Below are 20,947 nucleotides of genomic sequence, written 5' to 3'. Positions count from 1 at the left end.
GCCATGCCAGGTTTATTTCAGCAAATTCAGGCCGGTAAGCTATGGGATTTCCATGGCGGCATTCACCCACCGGGCCGCAAAGAGCAAACAAATCAAAAACCGATCGCCGTATTACCGATACCCGACCGGCTGTATTTACCGTTGCGTCAGCATATTGGTGTGGCTGGCCAGTTACTGGTAAAGGTCGGTGAAAGAGTATTAAAAGGCCAGCAACTCACCGGCGCAGATAACTCTATGGCGGTGCCGATACATGCGCCCACTTCAGGCACAGTATTGAGTATAACGCCGCACACCAGCCCGCACCCTTCGGCATTGCCGGAACTCACCCTGGTGCTGGAACCCGATGGCCTGGACGAATGGCGCCAGCGCGAGCCGTTGAATTTTTTAACCTGCGACAATCTCACCCTGCTCAGCCGTATTCAGGACAGCGGTATAGCCGGTATGGGCGGTGCCGGTTTTCCTACCCATATTAAAGCCGGCCTTACGCAACCGGTCGATTATCTGATTATTAACGCGGTTGAATGCGAACCCTACATCAGCGCCGATGATTTACTGATGCAGGAAGCTGCCACCACCATCGTTAAAGGCATTGATATTCTGTGCCGCTTGCTTAACCCCAAAGCGGTATTAATTGGTATTGAAGATGACAAACCTATAGCCGCTGCGGCAATGATGGCCGCCTGCAGCCAGCGTGAGCACTATTATGTGCGCGTAGTGCCAACTAAATATCCGTCTGGTGGTGAAAAACAGCTTATTCAGCTGTTAACCAATAAAGAAGTGCCCAATGGCCGCCGCCCGGCCGATATTGGCATCGTTATGCAAAACGTCGGCACCGCCTTTGCTATTGCCCAGGCCGTGCTGGACGATCACCCGTTGCTGTCACGCATTGTTACCGTTGCCGGCGACACCTTAAACCAGCCACAAAATGTGCTGGCATTACTGGGTACGCCGGTATCGGCACTGCTCGATGCCTGTGGCTTTCAAAGCCAGCCACAACAGCGGGTTATAATGGGCGGGCCTATGATGGGCTTTACCCTGCCCGATTTAAGCGTGCCGGTAGTTAAAACCACCAACTGTGTACTGGCCCCCACTGCACAAGAGTTACCGGCAGCCAGCACAGAAATGGACTGTATCCGCTGCAGTGCCTGCGCCGATGCCTGCCCGGCCAGCTTATTGCCGCAGCAATTGCTGTGGTACAGCAAAGCCAAAGACAGCGATAAACTTAACGAATATAACCTGGCCGACTGCATTGAATGTGGTGCCTGTGCTTATGTCTGCCCGAGTGAAATTCCACTGGTGCAGTATTACCGTGTTGCCAAAGCCGATATTCGCGAGCAGCAGCGCGAAGCGTTAAAAGCCGAACAGGCCAAAGCCCGCTTTGAAGCCCGTAACGCCAGGTTAGAGCAAGAGAAGCAAGAACGGCAGCAACGTAACCAACAGCTGGCAGCTGCCCGGCAGCAACAGCAACTGGCCAGTGGCGCCAATACCGCTGTGGCCGACGCCCTGGCACGTATTAAAGCGAAACAGGCCCAGGCGGCACCAGCAGATGAGCGCAATAAAGAGCAGATTCTGGCCGAGCGCGAGCTGAAAAAACAGCAGGCGCGGGACTATCAACAACAAAAAGCCCAGCAGCAAGCCACTGAGCCACCCAGCGGGCAGCCAGAGCCAACGCCAGCTGCAACTAATAATACCGACAGCAAAGCAGCCGCCGTAGCTGCAGCTATTGCCCGCGCCCAGGCCAAAAAAGCCGCCCAGGCAACAGAGCAACATGCGACAAAACAGCAAGTAATGCCGGCGCCAAACACTGAAAAAATCAACGAGGCACTGGCACCAGCAGAGGCCGACCCACGCAAAGCGGCTATTGCTGCCGCTATCGCCCGGGCTAAAGCTAAGCAACAGGCGCAAACTGAAAATGAAACCAGTGCACCACCCGCTAGCGCCGGTGCAGTAAATAAACCAACCGCAGCATCTGATGCAGCTGTAGCAGCAGAAGATCCGCGTAAGGCTGCTGTCGCCGCAGCGCTGGCCCGTGCCAAAGCTAAAAAACAAGCCAGTGCTGAAGCCACAGAGCAAACCGCCCCCGTTGCAACAGAGGCTGTTATAGCAGATCAGGCGGAGACGGTTGTAGCAGATGCGGTTGTAAAAGAAGATCCGCGCAAAGCTGCCATTGCTGCAGCCATTGCCCGCGCCAAAGCACGTAAACAAGCCGATAGTGAGAACTCATGAGTTTTAAAATAGCCAGCTCGCCACATCAGCATAACCAACGCAGCACAGCGCATATCATGCGACTGGTGGCACTGGCGTGTTTACCCGGTATTGCCGTGCAGGCGGTATTATTTGGCTATGGTGTACTTATCCAGTTAGTACTGGCAATCGTTACCGCCTGGCTAAGCGAAGCGCTGATCTTAAAATTACGTGGCAAGCCGGTATTGTCCCGCTTAAAAGACAACAGTGCCTTGCTTACCGCCGTATTACTGGCGATAGCCATACCGCCCTATGCGCCCTGGTGGATCATTGTTATTGGCACCGCTTTTGCCATTATTATGGTTAAACAACTTTACGGCGGCCTGGGCAATAATCTGTTTAACCCGGCGATGGCGGCTTATGTATTGCTGCTGGTGTCATTCCCGCTGCAAATGACGCAATGGCTGCCGCCACTGTCTTTGCAAAGTGTTGATTTAACCCCGCTGGACGCTGTCTGTAGTATCTTCACGCACTACAGCTGCAGTGGTTTTAGCCTGCCACAGCTGCAAGCCAATATAGATGGTATTACCATGGCCACGCCGCTGGACACCTTACGCACTGATCTCAGCCGGGGCCTGACGCTGGATGAAAGCCTGAACCGGCCGGTGTTTTTTGCCTTTGCCGGTACCGGCTGGTTGTGGCTCAACCTGGCTTATCTGGCCGGTGGTTTACTGCTTATTCAGCAGAAAATTATCAGTTGGCGTATTCCACTGGCCGTTATTGCCAGCCTGTTTGTGTTATCTGCCATTGCCACTCTGGCAGCGCCGGATACCATTGCCGGGCCGCTATTTCATCTGTTTAGTGGCGGCACTATGCTGGCGGCGTTTTTTATTGCTACCGATCCTGTGTCGGCCTCCACCACCAACAAAGGCCGTTTGGTCTACGGCGCCCTGATTGGCCTGCTGGTATTTTTAATCCGCAATTTTGGTGGCTACCCCGACGCCTATGCCTTTGCCGTATTACTGGCCAATATGGCGGTGCCGTTAATTGATTACTACACCCGGCCCCGTACTTATGGCCACCGGCCGCGGAGCGAACTAAAATGATTCGAGCCATCAGAAAAAATGCCCTGGCGCTTGGCGCTGCAGCTGTATTTTGTGTCGCAATACTCAGCCTGGTAAACCAGCAAACTGCCCCCCGTATCAGTGAGCAACTGCTGGCCAGTAAGCTGGCTATTTTGTCTGAAGTACTGCCCGGCGTAGACGCCAGCCAGTCATTACTGCAGGATTGTCTGCTGGTAACCAATGAAGCACTGTTGGGCCGCACCACCGCGCAAGCGGTGTATCGCTGGCGCCAGAACGGCGAACTGGCAGGTTTTATTGTTGAAACCACAGCACCAAATGGCTACAGCGGTAATATTGATTTAATAGTCGCCTTAACCCCGGACGGCACTATTTTAGGCAGCCGGGTACTGGATCATAAAGAAACACCGGGCCTGGGTGACAAAATAGAAGCCCGCCGCTCGCCATGGATTTTCAGCTTTAGCGGTAAAACGGTAACAGACGACAATGCCAGTAAATGGGCAGTGCGCAAAGATGGCGGCGATTTTGATCAGTTTACCGGCGCCACTATTACACCTCGGGCAGTAATACAGGCAGTGCGCAATGCCGCCCTGCTGATACAGCAACAGCCTGAACTTGCCGATATCCCGGCCAATTGCGCCCTATAACGAGGCCACAATGAGTCAGTTTAAAGAATTAACCCTGCAGGGTTTATGGAAAAACAACCCAGGGCTGGTGCAGTTGCTGGGCCTGTGCCCGCTATTGGCCGTTACCGCCACGGTTACCAATGCGCTGGGGCTTGGCGCCGCGACTTTATTAGTACTGCTCGGTTCCAATATCGCGGTGTCTTTAGTGCGTAACCATGTTGCCAGCGAAATTCGTATTCCGGTGTTTGTGTTAATTATTGCCAGCCTGGTTACCGCCGTACAACTGCTGATGAATGCTTATACCTATGACTTGTACCTGTCTCTGGGTATTTTTATTCCATTAATTGTCACTAACTGCGCTATTATCGGCCGGGCTGAGGCCTTTGCCTCAAAAAACCCGGTGCTGCCCTCTGCCATCGACGCCATTATGATGGGCTTAGGTTTTATGCTGGTATTACTGGTACTGGGCGCCATGCGTGAAGTACTTGGCCAGGGCACTTTGTTTGACGGTGCTGACTTATTACTGGGTGACTGGGCCAAAGCATTACGGGTAGAAGTATTCCACGCCGACAGCCATTTTTTGCTGGCCATGCTGCCACCCGGTGCATTCCTTGGTATGGGGCTGCTGATCGCGCTGAAAAACGTTATTGATAATAAACTTAAACAACGCCAGGCAGTGGAAAAAGGCAGTATTGCCCGTGCCCGCGTTACCGGCGCTGCGCAGTAAAAAACAGATGAATAAACAAAAACGTATTGAAATACTCAGCCGCCTGCGCGCAGCTAATCCAACACCCACCACCGAGCTGGAATACAGCTCACCGTTTGAGCTGCTGATAGCGGTGCTGTTATCCGCCCAGGCCACCGATGTGGGGGTGAATAAAGCTACCAAACATTTTTTTCCGGCAGCGCGTACCCCGCAAGCGATGCTGGACTTGGGTGTAGACGGGGTAAAGCACTACATTAAAACCATTGGTTTGTTTAATACCAAAGCCGAAAATGTGATTAAAACCTGCCGCATACTGGTCGAGCAACACGGCGGCGAAGTGCCGGAAAACCGCGAAGCACTCGAAGCCCTACCCGGCGTTGGCCGTAAAACCGCCAATGTGGTACTGAACACCGCCTTTGGCTGGCCTACTATAGCGGTAGACACCCACATTTTCCGTGTATCTAACCGCACTAAACTGGCGCCGGGTAAAAATGTCGACGAGGTTGAACACAAATTGCTTAAAGTGGTGCCCGCCGAGTTTAAGCTCGACGTGCACCACTGGCTAATCCTGCACGGCCGCTACACCTGCGTAGCGCGTAAACCGCGTTGTGGCAGCTGCCTTATTGAGGATTTGTGTGAATTTAAAGAGAAAACTGACTAGTTCAGCACCTCCGTCACGCTATAACTCCGGGCTTGCAGCTCCAATACACTTAACCAACTTTCCCCATGGTGAGCTGAAATGGAAAGGCGCCCCACCTGTCATGGCCTCAATTTGCTTTACAGATTTTTCCGGAAGAAGTCCGTCAGCTTGTCAAACGGGATTTTGTCCACTTGGTCATACAAATCAACGTGGCTGGCACCTTCGATAATCATTAGTTCTTTCGGTTGTGCCGCTGCTGCATAAGCTGTTTCGGCAAAATAACGCGAATGCGCCTTTTCACCATGGACAAATAAGATCGGGCGAGGCGATATTTCATCGATGTAGCTCAGGATCGGCATATTCATAAACGACAACGGCGTAGTGAGCGTCCAGGCATTGCCGGAATTGACCGCCCGCTTATGATAGCCGCGCGGCGTTCCATAGTAGTCGTGGTAGTCGACCATGAACTGCGGTGCACCATCCTCCGGAGGGGTGTTGTAGTCCGGCTGATAGGCCGGCTTCACGTTTGCAGCATCTTCCCAACGCTGCCGGCTCAGTTGCTCTAAAGTTTGTGCACGTTGCTCAGGGGTCACGCTGTCGTTGTAGCCTCTGGACATAACGCGGGTCATATCGTACATGGTGCTGGCGACGACGGCTTTGACGCGCTTGTCGGCCGCTACGGCATTTAATGCCATACCACCCCAACCGCAAATACCAATGATGCCAATACGCTCACGATCAACATTTTGTAACAGGCCTATAAAGTCAACGGCGGCACTAAAATCTTCAGTATTGATATCGGGTGAGGCCACATTGCGCGGTTCGCCGCCACTTTCACCGGTGTAAGACGGATCAAACGCCAATGTTATAAAGCCGCGTTCTGCCATAATTTGCGCATATAAACCTGATGATTGCTCTTTTACCGCGCCAAAAGGGCCACCAACAACAATGGCAGCCTGTTTACCGCTGCTGTTTTTCGGCACATAAAGATCTGCGGCCAAAGTAATGCCATAGCGGTTTTTAAAGGTCACTTTTCTGTGGTCAACCTTGTCGCTTTTGGCAAAGGTTTTGTCCCACTCGCTAACAAGTTGCAACTGTGCCGAAGGTTCGGCATTTACCGGTGTAGCTAATGTTATAGCGGATAAAACACTAGTCACGGCTATACCCAGGACGGTCATTTTTAATAACGTGCGGCGGCTATTATTGGTTACGGGTTCTGCATAGGTGTTCATGCGATGTTCCTCATTTGTCAGTTAGTGTGGATAAGTTCAATAGTCGCCTGTTTGGCACCACTAAACTTAAGGTGTGCCATGCCACTGGTGATCTCACCCAGTTTGATCAGGCCAGGCGAGTAACCAAAATCTTTGTAGTAAATAGCAATATTGCCCCAGGGGGCGTAGTAGGCGATGTCACCAATAGCTGGATCAACGCCGGCCGGTGCGCCCTCAGTGTTCAGCTTATGGGGCAGATAAGTAATTTTTTCCGTTGCGGCGTAATCTTCAAGTTTTACCGTCATTGGCAACCGGGCGATAAAATCCCGCACGGTCGGGGTGTCATCAAGACTGGCCGTAATGACGGCATCATCCAATGTAATGTTTATTTGATACATGTTATTCCCCTTATGCTTAGCAGGAGTAGCGCCAGCCTGCGCCACGGTCAGCGCCACGGTCAGCGCGACCGAACCCAATGCCAACATAAACGTAAACCACTTTCTGTTGCTCATGAAATTATCCCTCAGCCGTTTATTGCAAAGTGACAGCTCTGCGCGCAGTTAGCGCAGCCAGTACAGCAGCGAGCAGTAATAGCAGTGCACTTGCCACAAATGCGATTTGATAACCACCGGCATCAAAAAGCACCCCACCCATAGTTGAACCCACAGCAATGGCTAATTGGATCACGGCAACCATCAGGCCGCCGCCTGCTTCGGCGTTTTGTGGCACCGATTTAGCCAACCAGGCCCACCACCCGACAGGTGCGGCGGTGGCGACCAAGCCCCAAAATCCCAGCAGGACGAACACTGCAGCCACTGAGCTTCCAAAAGCGATCAGCGCTAAGGCGGTTACTGCCATTAATAACGGCATCACGATCAACATCCGGTACAGATTGCGCTGCAGCAATCCACCGATAAACACGGTGCCAATTAAGCCTGCAATACCCAGCACGAAGAACATAGCTGAAAGTGTTGGCACAGCCACTGCGGTAACCGTTTCCAGAAAGGGACGAATAAAAGTGAACAAAGCAAACTGGCCCATAAAGAACATGCCAACCGCCAGCATACCAAGCAGATGCAAAGGCTGTTTCAACAGCCTAAATACATTAGCAGGACCGCGAACAGCTGATGCTACCGGCATGGCTGGTAAACTAAGCCATTGCCAGACAAAAGCGATGGCCGCAACCGGCACCAGACAGAGAAAGGCACCGCGCCAGCCTATCACCGCGCCTAAATAGGCTCCCAACGGCACAGCAATTACGGCGGCTAACGCATTACCACTGTTAAAAATCGCCAGAGCGCGGGGCACTTTTTCAGACGGCACCAGCCGGATAGCAATAGCCGCAGACATCGACCAAAATCCGCCTATCACAACGCCAAGCAGTGCACGCCCCAACATGTAAATGCCATAACCCGGAGCCAGGGCAACAATGGCTCCGGATGCCCCCATTAACGCCGTCAGCGCCAGCAGCAGGGTTTTGCGATCTAAATTGCCTGCCAACAGCGGAATAAACAGGCTGGTTAATACAGCAAAAGCGCCGGAAATAGCGATACCCTGTCCGGCCATGCCTTCGGTTACGCTTAAGTCGGCTGCCAATGGCGTAAGCAAGCTAACCGGCAGAAACTCTGAGGCAATCAGCGCGAACACACATAATGTCATAGCAAATACACCACTCCAGTAAGCGGGTTTTACGTTATCTCGTGGCATATCAGTTACAGCAACTGTCATCGAATTACACTTTTCAAGGCTAAAAACACCTTGTTATATTGACAGACAGGCGACTATTTGATTAGTAGGCATAATATTGATGTAGTTGTGAGAAAAATTCAGCAATGGCAAACAGCAAAATGAATGACCTGCAGGCTTTTCTGGCCGTAGCACAACACCAGAGCTTTACCAAAGCGGCGGCCGGGTTGCGCGTTACCCCATCTGCACTAAGCCACACCATCCGTAACCTGGAAGAAAAACTCGGGGTTCGGTTATTAACCCGAACTACACGTAATGTGTCTATGACAGAAGCTGGTGTGCGTTTGTTTGAATCGGTAGCACCGCTGTTTGAACAAATTGATGCTGAACTGGATGCCTTGGGTGAATTACGCGATAAACCTAAAGGAACACTGCGCATTAGCTGCACTGATGATCAGATAGAACTGCATCTGCGCCCGAAGCTAACAGCATTTTTGCAGGACTACCCGGATATCAAACTTGAGCTGTACGTCGACTACGGCTTTACCAATGTGGTTGAAGCGCGTTTTGATGCCGGTATTCGTTTAGGGGAAGATATCAGCAAAGATATGATTGCTGTGCGCATTGGCCCGGACTGGCGGCTTATCGTAGTTGGCTCGCCGGCTTACTTTGCGCGACAATCAGCACCCGCCACTCCTTATGAGCTAACAGAGCATTCGTGTATTAATATTCGTCACCGCATAGCAGGTGCAATTTATGCGTGGGAATTTGAAAAGCAAGGGCGAGCCTTTACAGTTAAAGTTGAAGGCCAACTCGTATTCAATAGCATTATGCATGTACTCAATGCGGCACTGGATGGCATCGGACTGGCTTATGTGCCAGAACCTTTGGCAGCACCTTATCTGGCCGATGGCAGACTTAAAGCGGTAGTAACAGATTGGAGCCCCTATTTTCAGGGTTTCCATTTGTATTATCCCAACCGCAGGCAAGCTTCACCGGCTTTTATGGCGTTCGTAGAAGCCATAAGATATCGTGACAATCACCAAAGCTAATTTACGGCTCGCGCAGTAACCTTTTACGATTGTTGATTGGCCTACCATAGCGGTAGATACGCATATTTTTCGCGTATCAAACCGCACTAAGCTGGCACCGGGTAAAAATGTCGGCGAGGTAGAACACAAATTACTTAAGGTGGTGCCAAGTGAGTTTAAACTCGACCTGCACCATTGGCTAATCCTACACGGCCGCTACACCTGCGTAGCGCGCAAACCGCGCTGCGGCAACTGCCTTATTGAAGATTTGTGTGAGTTTAAAGAGAAGACTGAATAATAAAACCGCTACTATGATCAAATCGCGGACGTAAACGCGCTGCTTTAGGGATGGACTTAGCAGTGTAACCACGAAAAGGCAGTTTCCGCAAACAAGGAGCGATAGCAGCCGCCTGTTTGAGATTAAATAGCGCGATTCATATCAAGTTCAATCCCACCAGCTTTCAGCTCAGCTGCAAGCTTCAATTTCCATGCACCTTCTGCATCAATTCGAAGGTATTCTACTCCATGATAGTCAGATGGAAGTTCAACCGATGGATCATATAACACTGCCACTTTCGAGCGGGACAACCTCCCCAAAAAATAGCCCAGCTCGAGCACTACATTTTGCCTAGCTCGTGGCTTATGAGCGACCGAACCATCAGCGGCTTTTCCGCCGGTATCATCAGGGGTGAAGAGAACGATTGCGAAGCTTACATTTGAATTGGATTCTAGTTTTTCAATGATTGTTTGGCCTTTGCCTGGCTGTTCAAACAGTATTACAGGTTCAATTTGAAGTTTCTCCAGGTATCGGGCGACTTGGTTGAGCAGTGTTTCGTCATGCCCATGAACCACGAAAACTTTGTTTGACGAAGTCTCTTGGCCATCAGATTTCAAAACCCGAGTTGCTTTCCTTGATTCTTGCCGAAGTAACAACGCTTTAGCTGCTGATAACGCACCAAGGAGTTGGGAAACAGATTTATTGTAGAAATACGGACTGTGGTTATCTTGCTCGATTTCTCGAAGGGCTTGATTCGTAGATGGGCCACATTCCCGAAGTGCTTCTAGGGACTGCAATCTCCATGCTAGATACTCAGATTGCATATCACTGTTATAACCTTCAAAAGTGGAATTGCCATGAGGTTCTAACCGCTTGCCTTCGGTTATTAGTTCATCGATATGCTGCCCTGTTTCATTCATTGGTTTGGTTGACCTCTAACGAGCCTGTATAAAAACCTGCTTCCCACACAGCATTTCCATCCCGGCTATTCTGTTTATGATTTGTTAGCAACTCTGCATGTTTCTGACAGAAATTTCAAGACAAGATATCTTTGGTGCTATTTAAGTAAAACCAGCTGTTTATCAGACGCCTCTGAGTGATATTCGCATCTTTCTAATTTACCGTACCGGCTTACCTTCGCCATATTTTGCACTATACAATACAGCTGCCATTACCTGCACCTTGGTTTTACCATACAAGCTAAACTGCTCAAGCCCTATATTCGTACCAATATTGCCTAACACCATCATTACTACTGACATACGGGGGCTGTATATTTGTTTACCTGCTTCGCTGTCTAGAAAAAGGGGGCAGAGACAATTACAGACATATTCTGACTAATGATTTACATTTCAGTTGCTTGAAGTAAAATTGCGATTATTAGCTCCCCCCTTTTTTCCGTCTGTTCTAATGAACGTGTAGATTGCTTACCTCTGCGCTTGACTACTGTAATATCAACCACTGTGTTGGCTTTATCAATTTTAAATTATTTATTCAGAGCGCTTGTTTTCAAATTCAGATTTCACCCAACTCTTTGCAAAAGAGTGTGGTTCCTCGTTTCTCTCCAACCATTTATAGTTCTCCATGATGTAAAGAATGTCTACAAGTTCACATTTGGAGTCGTTTTCAGATGCAGGTAGACCAGGATTTCGAAGCGAGTAGCATCGTTTGTATTCTTTTCCAAAAATGTCAAAATACTCAAGACTAATGAAATGCGATAAACTACCTGCTGATGGATAGCCATCTTTAGTCATATCTACTGCAAATTGAAGCCATTGGCCATCTTGAACCTCATGCGATCTTGCACTAGCGGATTGCAAGATCACTTGCATTTCCGGGCTGTTCAACATTTTAGGGCGACTAAAATATGCCGGAACATAGAACATTCCCTGAGAAGGGACTGGTGATAGGTTAGCCTGGACTTGGAGAAATGTTGCGACTTTACCAACGACATTGAATGCTTCTCCGCCCCGGTTCACGACTTCAATGTAATCTCCAGATAAGTCACTACGCCTAAAAATTTCTATTTGGGGAATACTTTTAATTTCGTCATACCTATTTTTCTTAACAGTTGAAAGCAATTGTGTAATTGAAAAAATTGCTGTCATCAGACCTACACAGTACACATTTACAAGAGTCGCATTTTTTCTTAAGCAGTTATGGATACCTCTCAATCTCATTGATTTTACCTATTAGTTAAGACGTTAGATGGCCGAGTTACCCATGATCAGTAGACACCTTCTATAGTTAGGTATCGTGCCTGACAGTGAGGTGCAATCATAAGTGTGAAATCATGCCAGGGCCAAGCGGCTGTTTTGATTAAGCTGGTCGAAAAATATCCCGACATGAGTCAAAGGCTGGCATCTGTTTAAACAACAGGGTAATTTTACAAAACCAAAATGTGGCTTTTGCATCATCAAGGATTTGTGCGAATTCAGCTTACCATCTCAATCGCTTTGCGAGCCACGCGATACATTGCTTCCAGTGTTATCTTAAACACCCATCGAATAAAGCGGACAGTAAGCTCAGTAACCGCTGTGGTCACTTTACCGGCAAATACCAACATATGGCCCAGCAAGCCTTTAACTTGCTCAGCAAACTGGCTGCTTAAGTTCGCAATTTTTTCTACTGCTAAAGCCAGAACATCATAAAAGGTCATGATTCCGCCAATAGTCATTTGCACAGATATCGCAGTTAACATGCCCGCATCTTTTAACAAAGTAATCAGAGCGTGACTTAGCCTCTCTTGCCAGTGAGTGCTGAAGCTGCATTCAAATCGGCGGTCGTAAAACAGACGTACAGCTTTAACTACATCGCCCCGTCGTTGCAAATTTTCCCATTGACCCCGCGATGTTATGACATAACCTGGATTTTCCATCATCGAGTGCGACGAAACCTTAATACCCGTTGCCGCCGTTAGCAGTACGCTACTACCATTTAGCGGAGCATGATAGAACGGCCATACCGGCACCATCGGTACAGGATCATCGCCATGCAAACAGCGATAAATACTGTCAATACTGCCCGAAGACTTGAGCGCAAAGTCGTTTAAACCTACCCTTGGTGCGCCATAGGTGTAAAGGGCAACGCGATTCCCGAAACGTTGCTTAATCCAAATGGCTGCAAGGCTTGCCAGAGCCCCGCCTAAGCTATGGCCGGCACAGTGCACTATACCGTTACTGTTGGTATTGAGTAACGGAGCAAGTTGCTTCTCCAACGCCGGTTGCATACTTTTGAATACTTTTTGAAACCCCGAATGCACCGCGCTTTTATTGTCAGCTATGGCTAAACTAGCGTTCGCATTACTGAACCAGTCTCGGCCACTTGTCATATCGGTGCCGCGAATTCCTAATGCAACATCACCAGCAAAGTGATTTTTACCCTTACCGACAATAGCGAAGCCTGTAGTATTGTTAAATATCTTAGAAATCACGCTGCCTGAAGTGCCGTGGATTACACCGCCTGTTTGGTCAAAATCAAAATACTGTGTTACAGGTTTGTGGGTAGGTGTAAAGTGTTGCCCAGCTTTCAGTTTTTGTGCTTCGTAAGGTGATCTTGCAAGCCATACTGCAGTTTGTGGTGGTAAAGATCTTTGCATTTCAGAATCCTTCCTGTTTTTCAATCATTTGATCAAGCTCTTTCAGCTTTGCTTCTATTTCCTCATCTGACCACAGTGCACCTTTGGCGCTTGGAAAAGAGCATTTAGTGTGAAAATGTTCGTCGAATGCGTCGTGTATGTCGTGCGTTTTTAGCTCATGATATTTTCTCTCCGCTGGAAGTTCACAGCGCATATCCGCCATGACTCTATCAAGACTTTCCCAGCCTAAGTGGTTCAGAGTTCGAATATCAAAAATGGAATCTGTGTTATCAGTTTCTGGATGCTTGACTATTAGCTCCAAACCTATCGCTGCATCAAATAGAACCCGCCTAACCTTTAATGTTTTTTTGGTGAAGAAAAATTGTCCGTCAGCGTTGGTTGTGGCGGTATCAGAATATTTCTTATCTTGGTAATACAGTTCGCGTGTTACCCGCATATTTACGACTGGTCGACCTTGTTCGGTTATAACCCCGTGTATTTCAGGCGACCACTGAATTTCTGTTCTTTTTAACCAACCAAACACACCTGCCTCCACGTTCGTTGCTAATACAGAAAGTATCAGGCCTAAGCCAACGGCTATCGCCTTAAGATTAAGAGGCTGCCATCCCAGCATTACGACCATCCTGTAAAGAAAATAGTGGTTAGCATTATAAATAGCCAACCTGTATCGTCAATATTTTTTTACAAATAACACAAAATAGTTAACACATTTTATTGATGATAATTTAGATTAAGGGTGTAGTGAGAAAGGGGTCTGAAAGAGGGGCGGAGCTAATAACCGCATTTTTCAAGCAACTGAAATATATTGGATTAGCTCGATATACCTTTAATTTTCTCTGCCCCCCTTTTTCCAGCGAGAGAGGCGAATTGTCATATTTATTTTGAAGACACACTGACTTTCGTAGGTGAGGATTTTGCCAACTCTAAAACCTCGTAGTAATTTAGACCATCAATTTTTTTACCAATGATGAAATAATTAATTTCGTCAGTCATTGTAGGGTCACCTAATATATCTTGGACACTAGTAACATCTGAAAACTGTATTGCCATTAGTGCCATTAAGAACTGCAATTGCTCTGCAGGCTTTAAACGTTTGGTAACATCAGTAACACCCTGCTTCGTTGATTCAATTGTCGAACCATCAAATACATAATCCCTTTTTGTGCTAGCGCACCCGACCACAAGAGTCACTAATAAAGCAAATAATACAAGTTTCATTGAATCTCCTTATAAAGATAGACGTCCGGCCCCGGGGAGGCATTGTAGCCGTACAGTAACGGAAAGGCAGTCCAAGCCCTGCCACGATTGTTAGAGGACTGCAAGCGCACGGAGCTTTTCACCTAGCCTTTGCATCTCTTCACGCGTATAGCCAACCAGAGTTGGCATTTCCCAATCGTAAAATTTCTCATCCGAGGTTGCTTGGAAAACCAGGTTACTGAGCGCCGCTAACTCTTGTGTTGTAAATACACCTGCATAAGCTGCCTTAATGGCCTCGGCAAGAGGTTCTGTGACGTTATCAATAACGCTTGTGGTAATGACAATATCACCGCCCGCTTCGACCTTTACCAAAGCTTGCGCCAATGCTTGCTTGATGTTGTCACTGTCATTCGACATTGCCACCTCTAACGAATATTCAGCAGGTTGACCCGTTTTTAAACACGGGTTAACCTGCCCTTGTAAATTTAATGTACAGAACATTACACCGCATCTTTCAAACTTACAATGACTTACAGGTACAACTGGTATTTGTGCCGGCGAAAAATACGGGTTAACCCGCTTAACAAAGCACGAACCGGGCTTGGGCATTCTATGCATACAAATAAAGCGATTTTCAGACGTTAAATACCAACACCAATATCTGCTTTTGGTACTCTGCTGTCCTTCCGGGACGGCAGAATATGTTACCATTACCGCCTGCACTGCGAGTTTAAAGACCAAATCGGATAGGAGTTTGTATGAGAATGCTACATACCATGCTGCGCGTGGGTAACCTGGAAAAATCACTGGCGTTTTACACTGAATTACTGGGCATGAAACTGCTGCGCCAGTCAGAAAATACTGAGTATAAATATACGCTGGCGTTTGTGGGCTACGGTGACGAGAGCGAAAATACCGTGTTAGAGCTGACTTATAACTGGGGTACCGACAGCTACGACTTAGGCAATGCCTATGGCCATATCGCACTGGAAGTAGAAAACGTATACGACGCATGCGATAAAATACGCGCTAAAGGTGGCGTAATAAGCCGTGAACCCGGCCCGGTAAAAGGCGGCACCACTGAAATTGCCTTTGTGCGCGATCCGGATAACTACGCTATAGAACTGATCCAGAAAAAAGACAGTTACGACACGCTCTGATTATCTATTACACCTAAAATCAATAAGGCCTGCTGATACGGGCCTTATTGATTTGCAAAACTATAATGCAATATCACATCTAACGGGCAACATAACCTTTAGTCCCGTCCGTATACAGAATAATTTCATCCCATATTTCGCCATTTAACTCGACAACACCAGATTTAGTAAGCTGATAACCCTTTTCCAGAGTATCCAGCACCGGGGCCGATAAATCAGGGTGTGAACGTATTTGCAGTGGCTTATCTGCAACCAGGTTACCTGAGCTGCGTTTAACCTGAAATGATAATAATGCCAATCTTGCTGTCAGTTCATCCTGAATATAAGCTTTAGGCCCACGATCACCCCAAGGAGCAACTTCAATCCACGGGCTGTTAGCAACGATACCGGTTACCGGCATTTCAAAGCCTTGTGCCAGTAGATCAAGTTGCGGCGCACGAAGATCGGGCGCAGCAAATACCTTAGCGGATGTGCTGTTGAGGTTAACATACGCAGATAAACGCGGGCTTTTATGTACCACAATAGGCTCAGCTGTAAGCTCAACGGCTGCAGGTTGCAACCCAGCTTTACCTGGCTGGGTAAGTACTTCCTGTTGCAGCACATCAATACTTGGGGGATTACCGGAAATCACCTTTACGCCATCAGCTGTCTGATAAATCAGCGTGGGAAAGGCAAAGCTGTTGTCAGCGTAGTAAGGTTTAAACTGAAAAGACAAACTGTTCATTACTGCATAATTGTAATCAACCCCACGCTTAGCCAGCGCTTTATCAGGGGCACTGCCAAACTGCCCGGCAAAGGCTGCAGCGACGCTTGCACCGCTACGCTCAGTAACTACAGTATCAGCGCCGCGAGCGGCCACTGGTATCCACCGTAGCTGCAGCTTATCGCCTAACTGACGGCTTTGCTCATAAAGGCGTTTACTCCAGCCACATTCAGTGCTGTATACGATATAAACCGGCTTTTCAGCAATGCTGCCATCACTTGCCCAAAGTGCATTTTCAACCGTGCTTAAAATGCTGTCTGCAACGGCCTGCTCTGTAATCAGTAGCTGGCGCCCCCGTTCCAGAGCAGCAACTGTGCTTGATAACGTCAGGGCTAACAAGGCAATGCACGAACGCCAAACTGAAATTCTGACCACAATCAGACTCCTTCATTAGGTTTACGCCAGTAAAGTACAAGAATTAAAAAATACAAGAAATAGTATAGTAAATAATCAGCCAGCGTTTACATATGGCTAAGCAATGATTTTTCAGTTTTTCTGTTGTTGATTAGCAGCAAAGTTTTCTAACCGCCGGATAATCTGCTCGCTATACACGGGCTGATATAGCTTGCGCATGGTGCCATCGCTGTAGCTTTGCTCCAGTGCCGCCTGCCAGCGGGCAATACGCTCGTCTGACACATTGCGGGAAAACGCCAGGTAGCGTTTACGCTCGCTAAGGTATTTCACCATTACCAGCTGACTGCCTGCTTCCTCGGCATTAGCTGAAAACCCTGGCACCGACAGCTCGCTAACCGCCATTAAGTCGGCCCGGCCTAACAGCAACATATCCAGACAATCGCCTGATTTACTGGTGAGTATCAGGTTTTTTCCTTCGGTAAAACCCAGCGCTTTAATTTCACCTACGGTGGCAGAATTACGGTAATTACAGGCGGTATAGTTTCTTGGCAGCGCGGCCAGTGACGGCGTATCACCTACCCGGTGTTTTAAACCGTATAAAGCTATCTGATAATGCTTCAGCGGCCCAACCCACTTAAACCAGCCTTCGCGATCGGCTGTGCGTACCGTTTCAAACAACACTATATCCGGCTCAGCTCTGGCAATACTCAGCGCCCTGCCCCAGGGCATCAGCTCAATATCACCGGGTTCGTTCAGCTGTTGTTGCAGTATACGCACCAGGCTGGCTGTTACGCCGCTAACCTCGCCTTGCTCGTTCAGGTACTCTCCCGGCGGGTTATGCTCGGTAAGAAAACGCAGCGGCTGTGCTTTTACAACACTACCTGACACCACCAACCCTATGCTGAACAACCAGATAACGCAGCTTAATTTAGCGTTCATTCGGCACCCTTGACATAACCAGACTGAATCATTGACAACAGTTTAATAACACAGCAATTGCCAAAAGAAAACCTAAATAATCATCATGATACAGATGTCAGACCCAGCCACGTTACTCCAGTGTAATAACAACTTTTTCATTTAATGACATCGCCAGATTATTGTCGTAATAAGCGGCTTCGTTAATAAAGGTTGGGTAAACCGTTACGTCACCGTCGTAATGAATCTCGCTGCCATCAAACAGGGTAAAGATCGGATCGCCGGGGTTAATCGGCTGATAATCTTTGTCCTGCACATTTTTATGCACCATACCCAGGCGCTCACCTTTTTCATTCATTGGCAGTTTAATGCTGTGCAAATAACGAAAGGCTTCTGTCTGTTTTGGCAATGCCGGCAAGGTATTGCTGTTGTACAGCTGAACAAAATCAAGAATATGCCGCGTCATGGTGTCCATCAGTTCCAGCACATCCTGGCGTAATACTGATTGCGGCTGCGGCCCTACTTCTACCAGCACTCCGTAACGGCCAACAGTACACATCAGCGCGTGATCTTCGGCGGCAAAGTGATCTTCATCACGGGAAATAATGGCTTCGGGCATCAGCATTTTTACGTAAGCGGCCAGCTTATTATAAAACGGCCCGGCCTGGGTCAGTATTAAGCAGGCGCCCATATTGCTGGTGGTGTTATGTAAATCAATCAGTAAGTCAGTTTTAGCGTTGCCCTTAGGGCCAAGCTGGGCATTAAGCACCTTGGCGCGGCTTTGTTCGTAATTGGCAAGCTCGGGGTTGGCTAAATCGGTATTTTTAAACTGGCGGTTTAAATCACTGTGCAGATAACGTTTATTGGCATAATGAGCTTCGGGGTTGGCCCATACCAGCTCGGTATTAAAACTGGCGCGGCTGACTAAATCTGGTTTAGCCTTATATTGTTTAACTAAATAAATACCTGAAAATTCATTGCCATGCACACCACCAACGATGGCAACCTGATTAATTTTATCCATAGTTTTTCCATAACTGCTGCGGTTACACCAAGCCTGAGCTTAGCCTAAATCAATAGCGTTATTATGACCAGTACAGAGCGGAAAAAGAATAGATACAGAATTTAAATGCCTGAAATAAGCATATAAATGCAGATTAAGCGGCAGGTTGTGCCAGTTCTAAAGAAGAGTCGGAAATACGTACCAGTTCGTTATGCAGAATTTGCTGCGCCTGACAGGTGCACTTACCACATTGGCTGCCCACACCGGTGCACATTTTTAGTTCACGCATGGTGGATACACCTTCAGCCACTTTTTGTTTAATGGCTTTATCGGTAACAGCTTTACACAGGCACACGTACATAACAGTACTCCGCTAACTAAACGCCGCCATTTTAATATTATTAAGAACCATTATCAATAGTATTTGTAAAATGGAATCTGTCGTAATAACAACGCCGGCAAAAGCCGGCGTTGTACGGGTGCTAAAGCGTTGGCAGTATTAGCGAAACAGCACTTTTTCCTGTTGGAACCAGTGCACGCAAAAGCCGATAGCAATACTGGCTAACACCAGAGTAGAGCCAAAAATTAACGCCAACAAGCCATAATCGGCAGTGCCTTTAATCAGCTCTTTGATCGCCAGCGCTACGTTCATTATTGGCACCAGGGCGGTTTTGGTAGTTAACTCAACACCCGGCATCATAGCGGCCACCAATGGCAGGAAAATCATGATCGACAGCGGGCTGATATAGTTTTGTGCTTCTTTAAAGGTACGGGCGTATATCGATATCGCCAGTAACAAGGCCGCAAACACTGCAGAGATGGGCAGCAGCAAAGAGAAAATCAGAATAAGCTCGGTAATAGCGATAGCCGACATTGCTTCCTGCACTACCGCCATGCCAGCGAAAGAACCGATAATGGCGCCCCAGATGCCAAAACTGCCTACGGTGATCAATGCGCCTATCAGACCGGTTGTCAGTACCGTAAAAAACTTACCCAGCACTATGCTAACGCGGCTTATCGGGCAAATTAGCAGGGTTTCCAACGTACCACGCTCTTTTTCGCCAGCGCCCATATCTATCGCCGGATAAGATGCGCCCAGCAAACATAACGGGACTAAAATATAGGCAATCACGGCACCGAATTTTTCACCGATATTTTCCCGCTTAGCTGCGGTATCCACCTTTTGCACATCAACCGGTTTAATAATGGCGGCCAGTTTTGCCGGGTCGACATTCAGCTGCGTTAACGTATCACGCTGTAACTGTTCATTAAAATTGGTCATCAGCTCAGAGAAGTAGCGGTACATAAAATCAAATTGTGATGACTGGTTATAAATAATCTGCCACTGAGATTGCTCTGCAGCCTGGCGTTTAGCAGAGAAATCGGCCGGGATCACTATCGCTACATCAAACTCATCATTGCGGATAGCCGCAACTAAATCTGCTTCAGCAGTTTTATCCGTTTTAATCTGTTTAAAGTTTTTATGATAAAACAGCGCATCAGCAAACTGCGGTGCCTGCTCTGCGTTAATGATGACATAGCGGTGCTCTGCCTGCATGGCAGTGTTGGTGGTGCTGGATAACACCAACCCCATTACACCAAAGATCACCGGGAAAATAAAAATCGGCAGTAAAATAACAAAAATCAGCGTTTTCTTATCGCGCATTAACTCAGTAAGTTCTTTAAAATAGACCTGCCACATTTATGCTGCTCCCTGCTGGTTGGTTACTACATTAAGCACGCTTAAAAACGCCTCACGTAAATCACCGTTGGCAGATAACGCCCTGAACTGGCTGATATCACCGGAAAAAGCGCTGATGCCTTTATCAATAACCACCACTCTGTCGCAAAGTGATGCCACTTCATCCAGATGGTGGGTAGAAAAAATCACTGGCGTACCGGCTTGCTTTAAGCCTTTGATAAAATCCAGCACCGTTTGCACGGTCATAATATCCAGCCCGGTGGTGGGCTCATCCAGAATCACTACTTTAGGGCTGTGCACTACAGCGCGGGCAATAGCGGTTTTTTGCTTCATACCGGTCGACATATTGTCCGCACGGCGGTTGGCAAAGTCGTGCATATTTAACAGCGTAAACAGCTCGTCGATACGCTGTTTTAAGACACTCTCTTTCATGCCGTGCAAACGGCCAAAATAGGCGATATTTTCAAACGCGGTTAGTTTGCCGTACAGGCCGGTGTCAGCCGATAAAAAGCCGATTTGCTGGCGGGCTTTTACCGGTTGTTTTAATACATCGACGCCATTTAACAGCACTGAGCCGGCATCGGGTTTTAAAGCGGTAGACAGCATACGTAATGTGGTGGTTTTACCGGCACCATTTGGCCCCAGCAGCCCCAGCACTTCACCCGCGCCGCAGCTAAAGCTGACATTGCGCACCGAGTGAAACGCCTCTTTGCTGTAACGCACATCTTGTTTTTCGGTATCCGATAACTTGCTGTTTTTACCAAGTGCAAACGCCTTGGCTAAATCCTGAATATCAATCATGCAACTGT

22 protein-coding genes and 2 pseudogenes are annotated in these 20,947 nt (G+C 48.1%); 8 read left to right on the top strand and 16 right to left on the bottom strand.

Translation table 11 applies throughout. The annotated features are described in order from the left end of the window. The first annotated feature begins 3 nt into the window (after window positions 1-3). Genes rsxC through nth form a run of 5 tightly spaced genes read left to right on the top strand, consistent with a single transcriptional unit; the run spans window position 4 to window position 5,259 of the window. Window positions 4-2,226 carry an electron transport complex subunit RsxC gene (gene rsxC, locus AR688_RS06885; RefSeq protein ID WP_068230887.1) on the top strand — a complete coding sequence of 741 codons (2,223 nt, stop codon included), beginning with the start codon at window positions 4-6 and terminating at the stop codon, window positions 2,224-2,226. Beyond that, window positions 2,223-3,290, top strand: a complete 1,068-nt coding sequence (gene rsxD / locus AR688_RS06880; RefSeq protein WP_068230884.1) for an electron transport complex subunit RsxD — start codon at window positions 2,223-2,225, stop codon at window positions 3,288-3,290. Before rsxC ends, rsxD begins: the two co-directional genes overlap by 4 nt. Continuing rightward, window positions 3,287-3,913, top strand: a complete 627-nt coding sequence (gene rsxG / locus AR688_RS06875; protein ID WP_068230881.1) for an electron transport complex subunit RsxG — start codon at window positions 3,287-3,289, stop codon at window positions 3,911-3,913. Before rsxD ends, rsxG begins: the two co-directional genes overlap by 4 nt. 10 nt (window positions 3,914-3,923) lie before the next feature. Then, window positions 3,924-4,619, top strand: a complete 696-nt coding sequence (locus AR688_RS06870; RefSeq protein WP_068230879.1) for an electron transport complex subunit E — start codon at window positions 3,924-3,926, stop codon at window positions 4,617-4,619. A gap of 7 nt (window positions 4,620-4,626) precedes the next feature. Further along, window positions 4,627-5,259, top strand: coding sequence for an endonuclease III (gene nth / locus AR688_RS06865; RefSeq protein ID WP_068231297.1), 633 nt, complete (start codon window positions 4,627-4,629; stop codon window positions 5,257-5,259). Between the two features lie 116 nt (window positions 5,260-5,375). Here nth and AR688_RS06860 read toward each other — a convergent pair whose 3' ends face one another. From AR688_RS06860 to AR688_RS06850, 3 genes are read right to left on the bottom strand one after another with little or no spacing between them, the layout of a single operon-like run. Further along, window positions 5,376-6,470, bottom strand: a complete 1,095-nt coding sequence (locus tag AR688_RS06860) for an alpha/beta hydrolase (RefSeq protein WP_068230876.1) — start codon at window positions 6,468-6,470, stop codon at window positions 5,376-5,378. Between the two features lie 17 nt (window positions 6,471-6,487). Continuing rightward, the gene (locus AR688_RS06855) at window positions 6,488-6,961 is read right to left on the bottom strand and encodes a cyclophilin-like fold protein (RefSeq protein WP_231731994.1); all 474 of its coding nucleotides are present in this window, start codon (window positions 6,959-6,961) and stop codon (window positions 6,488-6,490) included. 19 nt (window positions 6,962-6,980) lie between these two features. Beyond that, window positions 6,981-8,177 (bottom strand): MFS transporter, encoded by a 1,197-nt coding sequence (locus AR688_RS06850; protein ID WP_068230873.1) that lies wholly within the window; start codon window positions 8,175-8,177, stop codon window positions 6,981-6,983. A 104-nt stretch (window positions 8,178-8,281) separates the two neighbouring features. Between AR688_RS06850 and AR688_RS06845 the strand changes: the two genes are divergently transcribed. Both AR688_RS06845 and AR688_RS19870 read left to right on the top strand, forming a co-directional pair. After that, window positions 8,282-9,187, top strand: a complete 906-nt coding sequence (locus tag AR688_RS06845) for a LysR family transcriptional regulator (protein ID WP_068230871.1) — start codon at window positions 8,282-8,284, stop codon at window positions 9,185-9,187. A 40-nt stretch (window positions 9,188-9,227) separates the two neighbouring features. Continuing rightward, window positions 9,228-9,464: pseudogene (locus tag AR688_RS19870) on the top strand (endonuclease III); the annotation flags it as partial. Window positions 9,465-9,586: 122 nt separating this feature from the next. Here the strand turns inward: AR688_RS19870 and AR688_RS06840 are convergent. From AR688_RS06840 to AR688_RS06815, 7 genes and pseudogenes are all read right to left on the bottom strand, one after another. Further along, entirely contained in the window at window positions 9,587-10,363 is a 777-nt protein-coding gene (locus tag AR688_RS06840) for a TIR domain-containing protein (RefSeq protein WP_068230868.1), read from the bottom strand. Between the two features lie 137 nt (window positions 10,364-10,500). Next, window positions 10,501-10,744, bottom strand: a pseudogene (locus AR688_RS20710) (transposase); the annotation flags it as partial. 189 nt (window positions 10,745-10,933) lie between these two features. Further along, complete coding sequence (locus AR688_RS06835; RefSeq protein ID WP_156420222.1) at window positions 10,934-11,551, bottom strand: hypothetical protein; 618 nt, start codon at window positions 11,549-11,551, stop codon at window positions 10,934-10,936. A gap of 326 nt (window positions 11,552-11,877) precedes the next feature. After that, window positions 11,878-13,041 carry a lipase family protein gene (locus AR688_RS06830; protein WP_068230862.1) on the bottom strand — a complete coding sequence of 388 codons (1,164 nt, stop codon included), beginning with the start codon at window positions 13,039-13,041 and terminating at the stop codon, window positions 11,878-11,880. 1 nt (window position 13,042) lies between these two features. Continuing rightward, window positions 13,043-13,654, bottom strand: a complete 612-nt coding sequence (locus tag AR688_RS06825; protein WP_068230859.1) for a DUF6795 domain-containing protein — start codon at window positions 13,652-13,654, stop codon at window positions 13,043-13,045. A 263-nt stretch (window positions 13,655-13,917) separates the two neighbouring features. Further along, entirely contained in the window at window positions 13,918-14,259 is a 342-nt protein-coding gene (locus tag AR688_RS06820; protein WP_068230857.1) for a hypothetical protein, read from the bottom strand. Between the two features lie 90 nt (window positions 14,260-14,349). Further along, window positions 14,350-14,739 carry a hypothetical protein gene (locus tag AR688_RS06815; RefSeq protein ID WP_068230854.1) on the bottom strand — a complete coding sequence of 130 codons (390 nt, stop codon included), beginning with the start codon at window positions 14,737-14,739 and terminating at the stop codon, window positions 14,350-14,352. A 257-nt stretch (window positions 14,740-14,996) separates the two neighbouring features. Here AR688_RS06815 and gloA point away from each other — a divergent pair, with 257 nt between their 5' ends. Further along, complete coding sequence (gene gloA, locus AR688_RS06810; RefSeq protein ID WP_068230851.1) at window positions 14,997-15,398, top strand: lactoylglutathione lyase; 402 nt, start codon at window positions 14,997-14,999, stop codon at window positions 15,396-15,398. A 79-nt stretch (window positions 15,399-15,477) separates the two neighbouring features. Here gloA and AR688_RS06805 read toward each other — a convergent pair whose 3' ends face one another. The 6 genes from AR688_RS06805 to AR688_RS06780 all read right to left on the bottom strand — a co-directional run bounded on the left by AR688_RS06805 (window position 15,478) and on the right by AR688_RS06780 (window position 20,939). Then, the gene (locus AR688_RS06805; RefSeq protein ID WP_068230849.1) at window positions 15,478-16,536 is read right to left on the bottom strand and encodes a hypothetical protein; all 1,059 of its coding nucleotides are present in this window, start codon (window positions 16,534-16,536) and stop codon (window positions 15,478-15,480) included. A gap of 111 nt (window positions 16,537-16,647) precedes the next feature. Next, window positions 16,648-17,454 (bottom strand): substrate-binding periplasmic protein, encoded by an 807-nt coding sequence (locus AR688_RS06800; RefSeq protein WP_068230847.1) that lies wholly within the window; start codon window positions 17,452-17,454, stop codon window positions 16,648-16,650. Window positions 17,455-17,566: 112 nt separating this feature from the next. Next, the gene (locus AR688_RS06795) at window positions 17,567-18,457 is read right to left on the bottom strand and encodes an aspartoacylase (protein WP_068230844.1); all 891 of its coding nucleotides are present in this window, start codon (window positions 18,455-18,457) and stop codon (window positions 17,567-17,569) included. 133 nt (window positions 18,458-18,590) lie between these two features. Next, window positions 18,591-18,797 (bottom strand): bacterioferritin-associated ferredoxin, encoded by a 207-nt coding sequence (locus tag AR688_RS06790; RefSeq protein WP_068230841.1) that lies wholly within the window; start codon window positions 18,795-18,797, stop codon window positions 18,591-18,593. A gap of 138 nt (window positions 18,798-18,935) precedes the next feature. Beyond that, window positions 18,936-20,138 carry an ABC transporter permease gene (locus AR688_RS06785; protein ID WP_068230838.1) on the bottom strand — a complete coding sequence of 401 codons (1,203 nt, stop codon included), beginning with the start codon at window positions 20,136-20,138 and terminating at the stop codon, window positions 18,936-18,938. Then, window positions 20,139-20,939, bottom strand: a complete 801-nt coding sequence (locus tag AR688_RS06780; protein ID WP_068230835.1) for an ABC transporter ATP-binding protein — start codon at window positions 20,937-20,939, stop codon at window positions 20,139-20,141. Window positions 20,940-20,947: the final 8 nt, after the last annotated feature.

Source organism: Rheinheimera sp. EpRS3 (assembly GCF_001513785.1).
Taxonomy (GTDB): Bacteria; Pseudomonadota; Gammaproteobacteria; order Enterobacterales; family Alteromonadaceae; genus Alishewanella.
The sequence above is the reverse complement of the archived record's forward strand: the minus strand, read 5'-3'. Positions and strand labels throughout refer to the sequence as shown.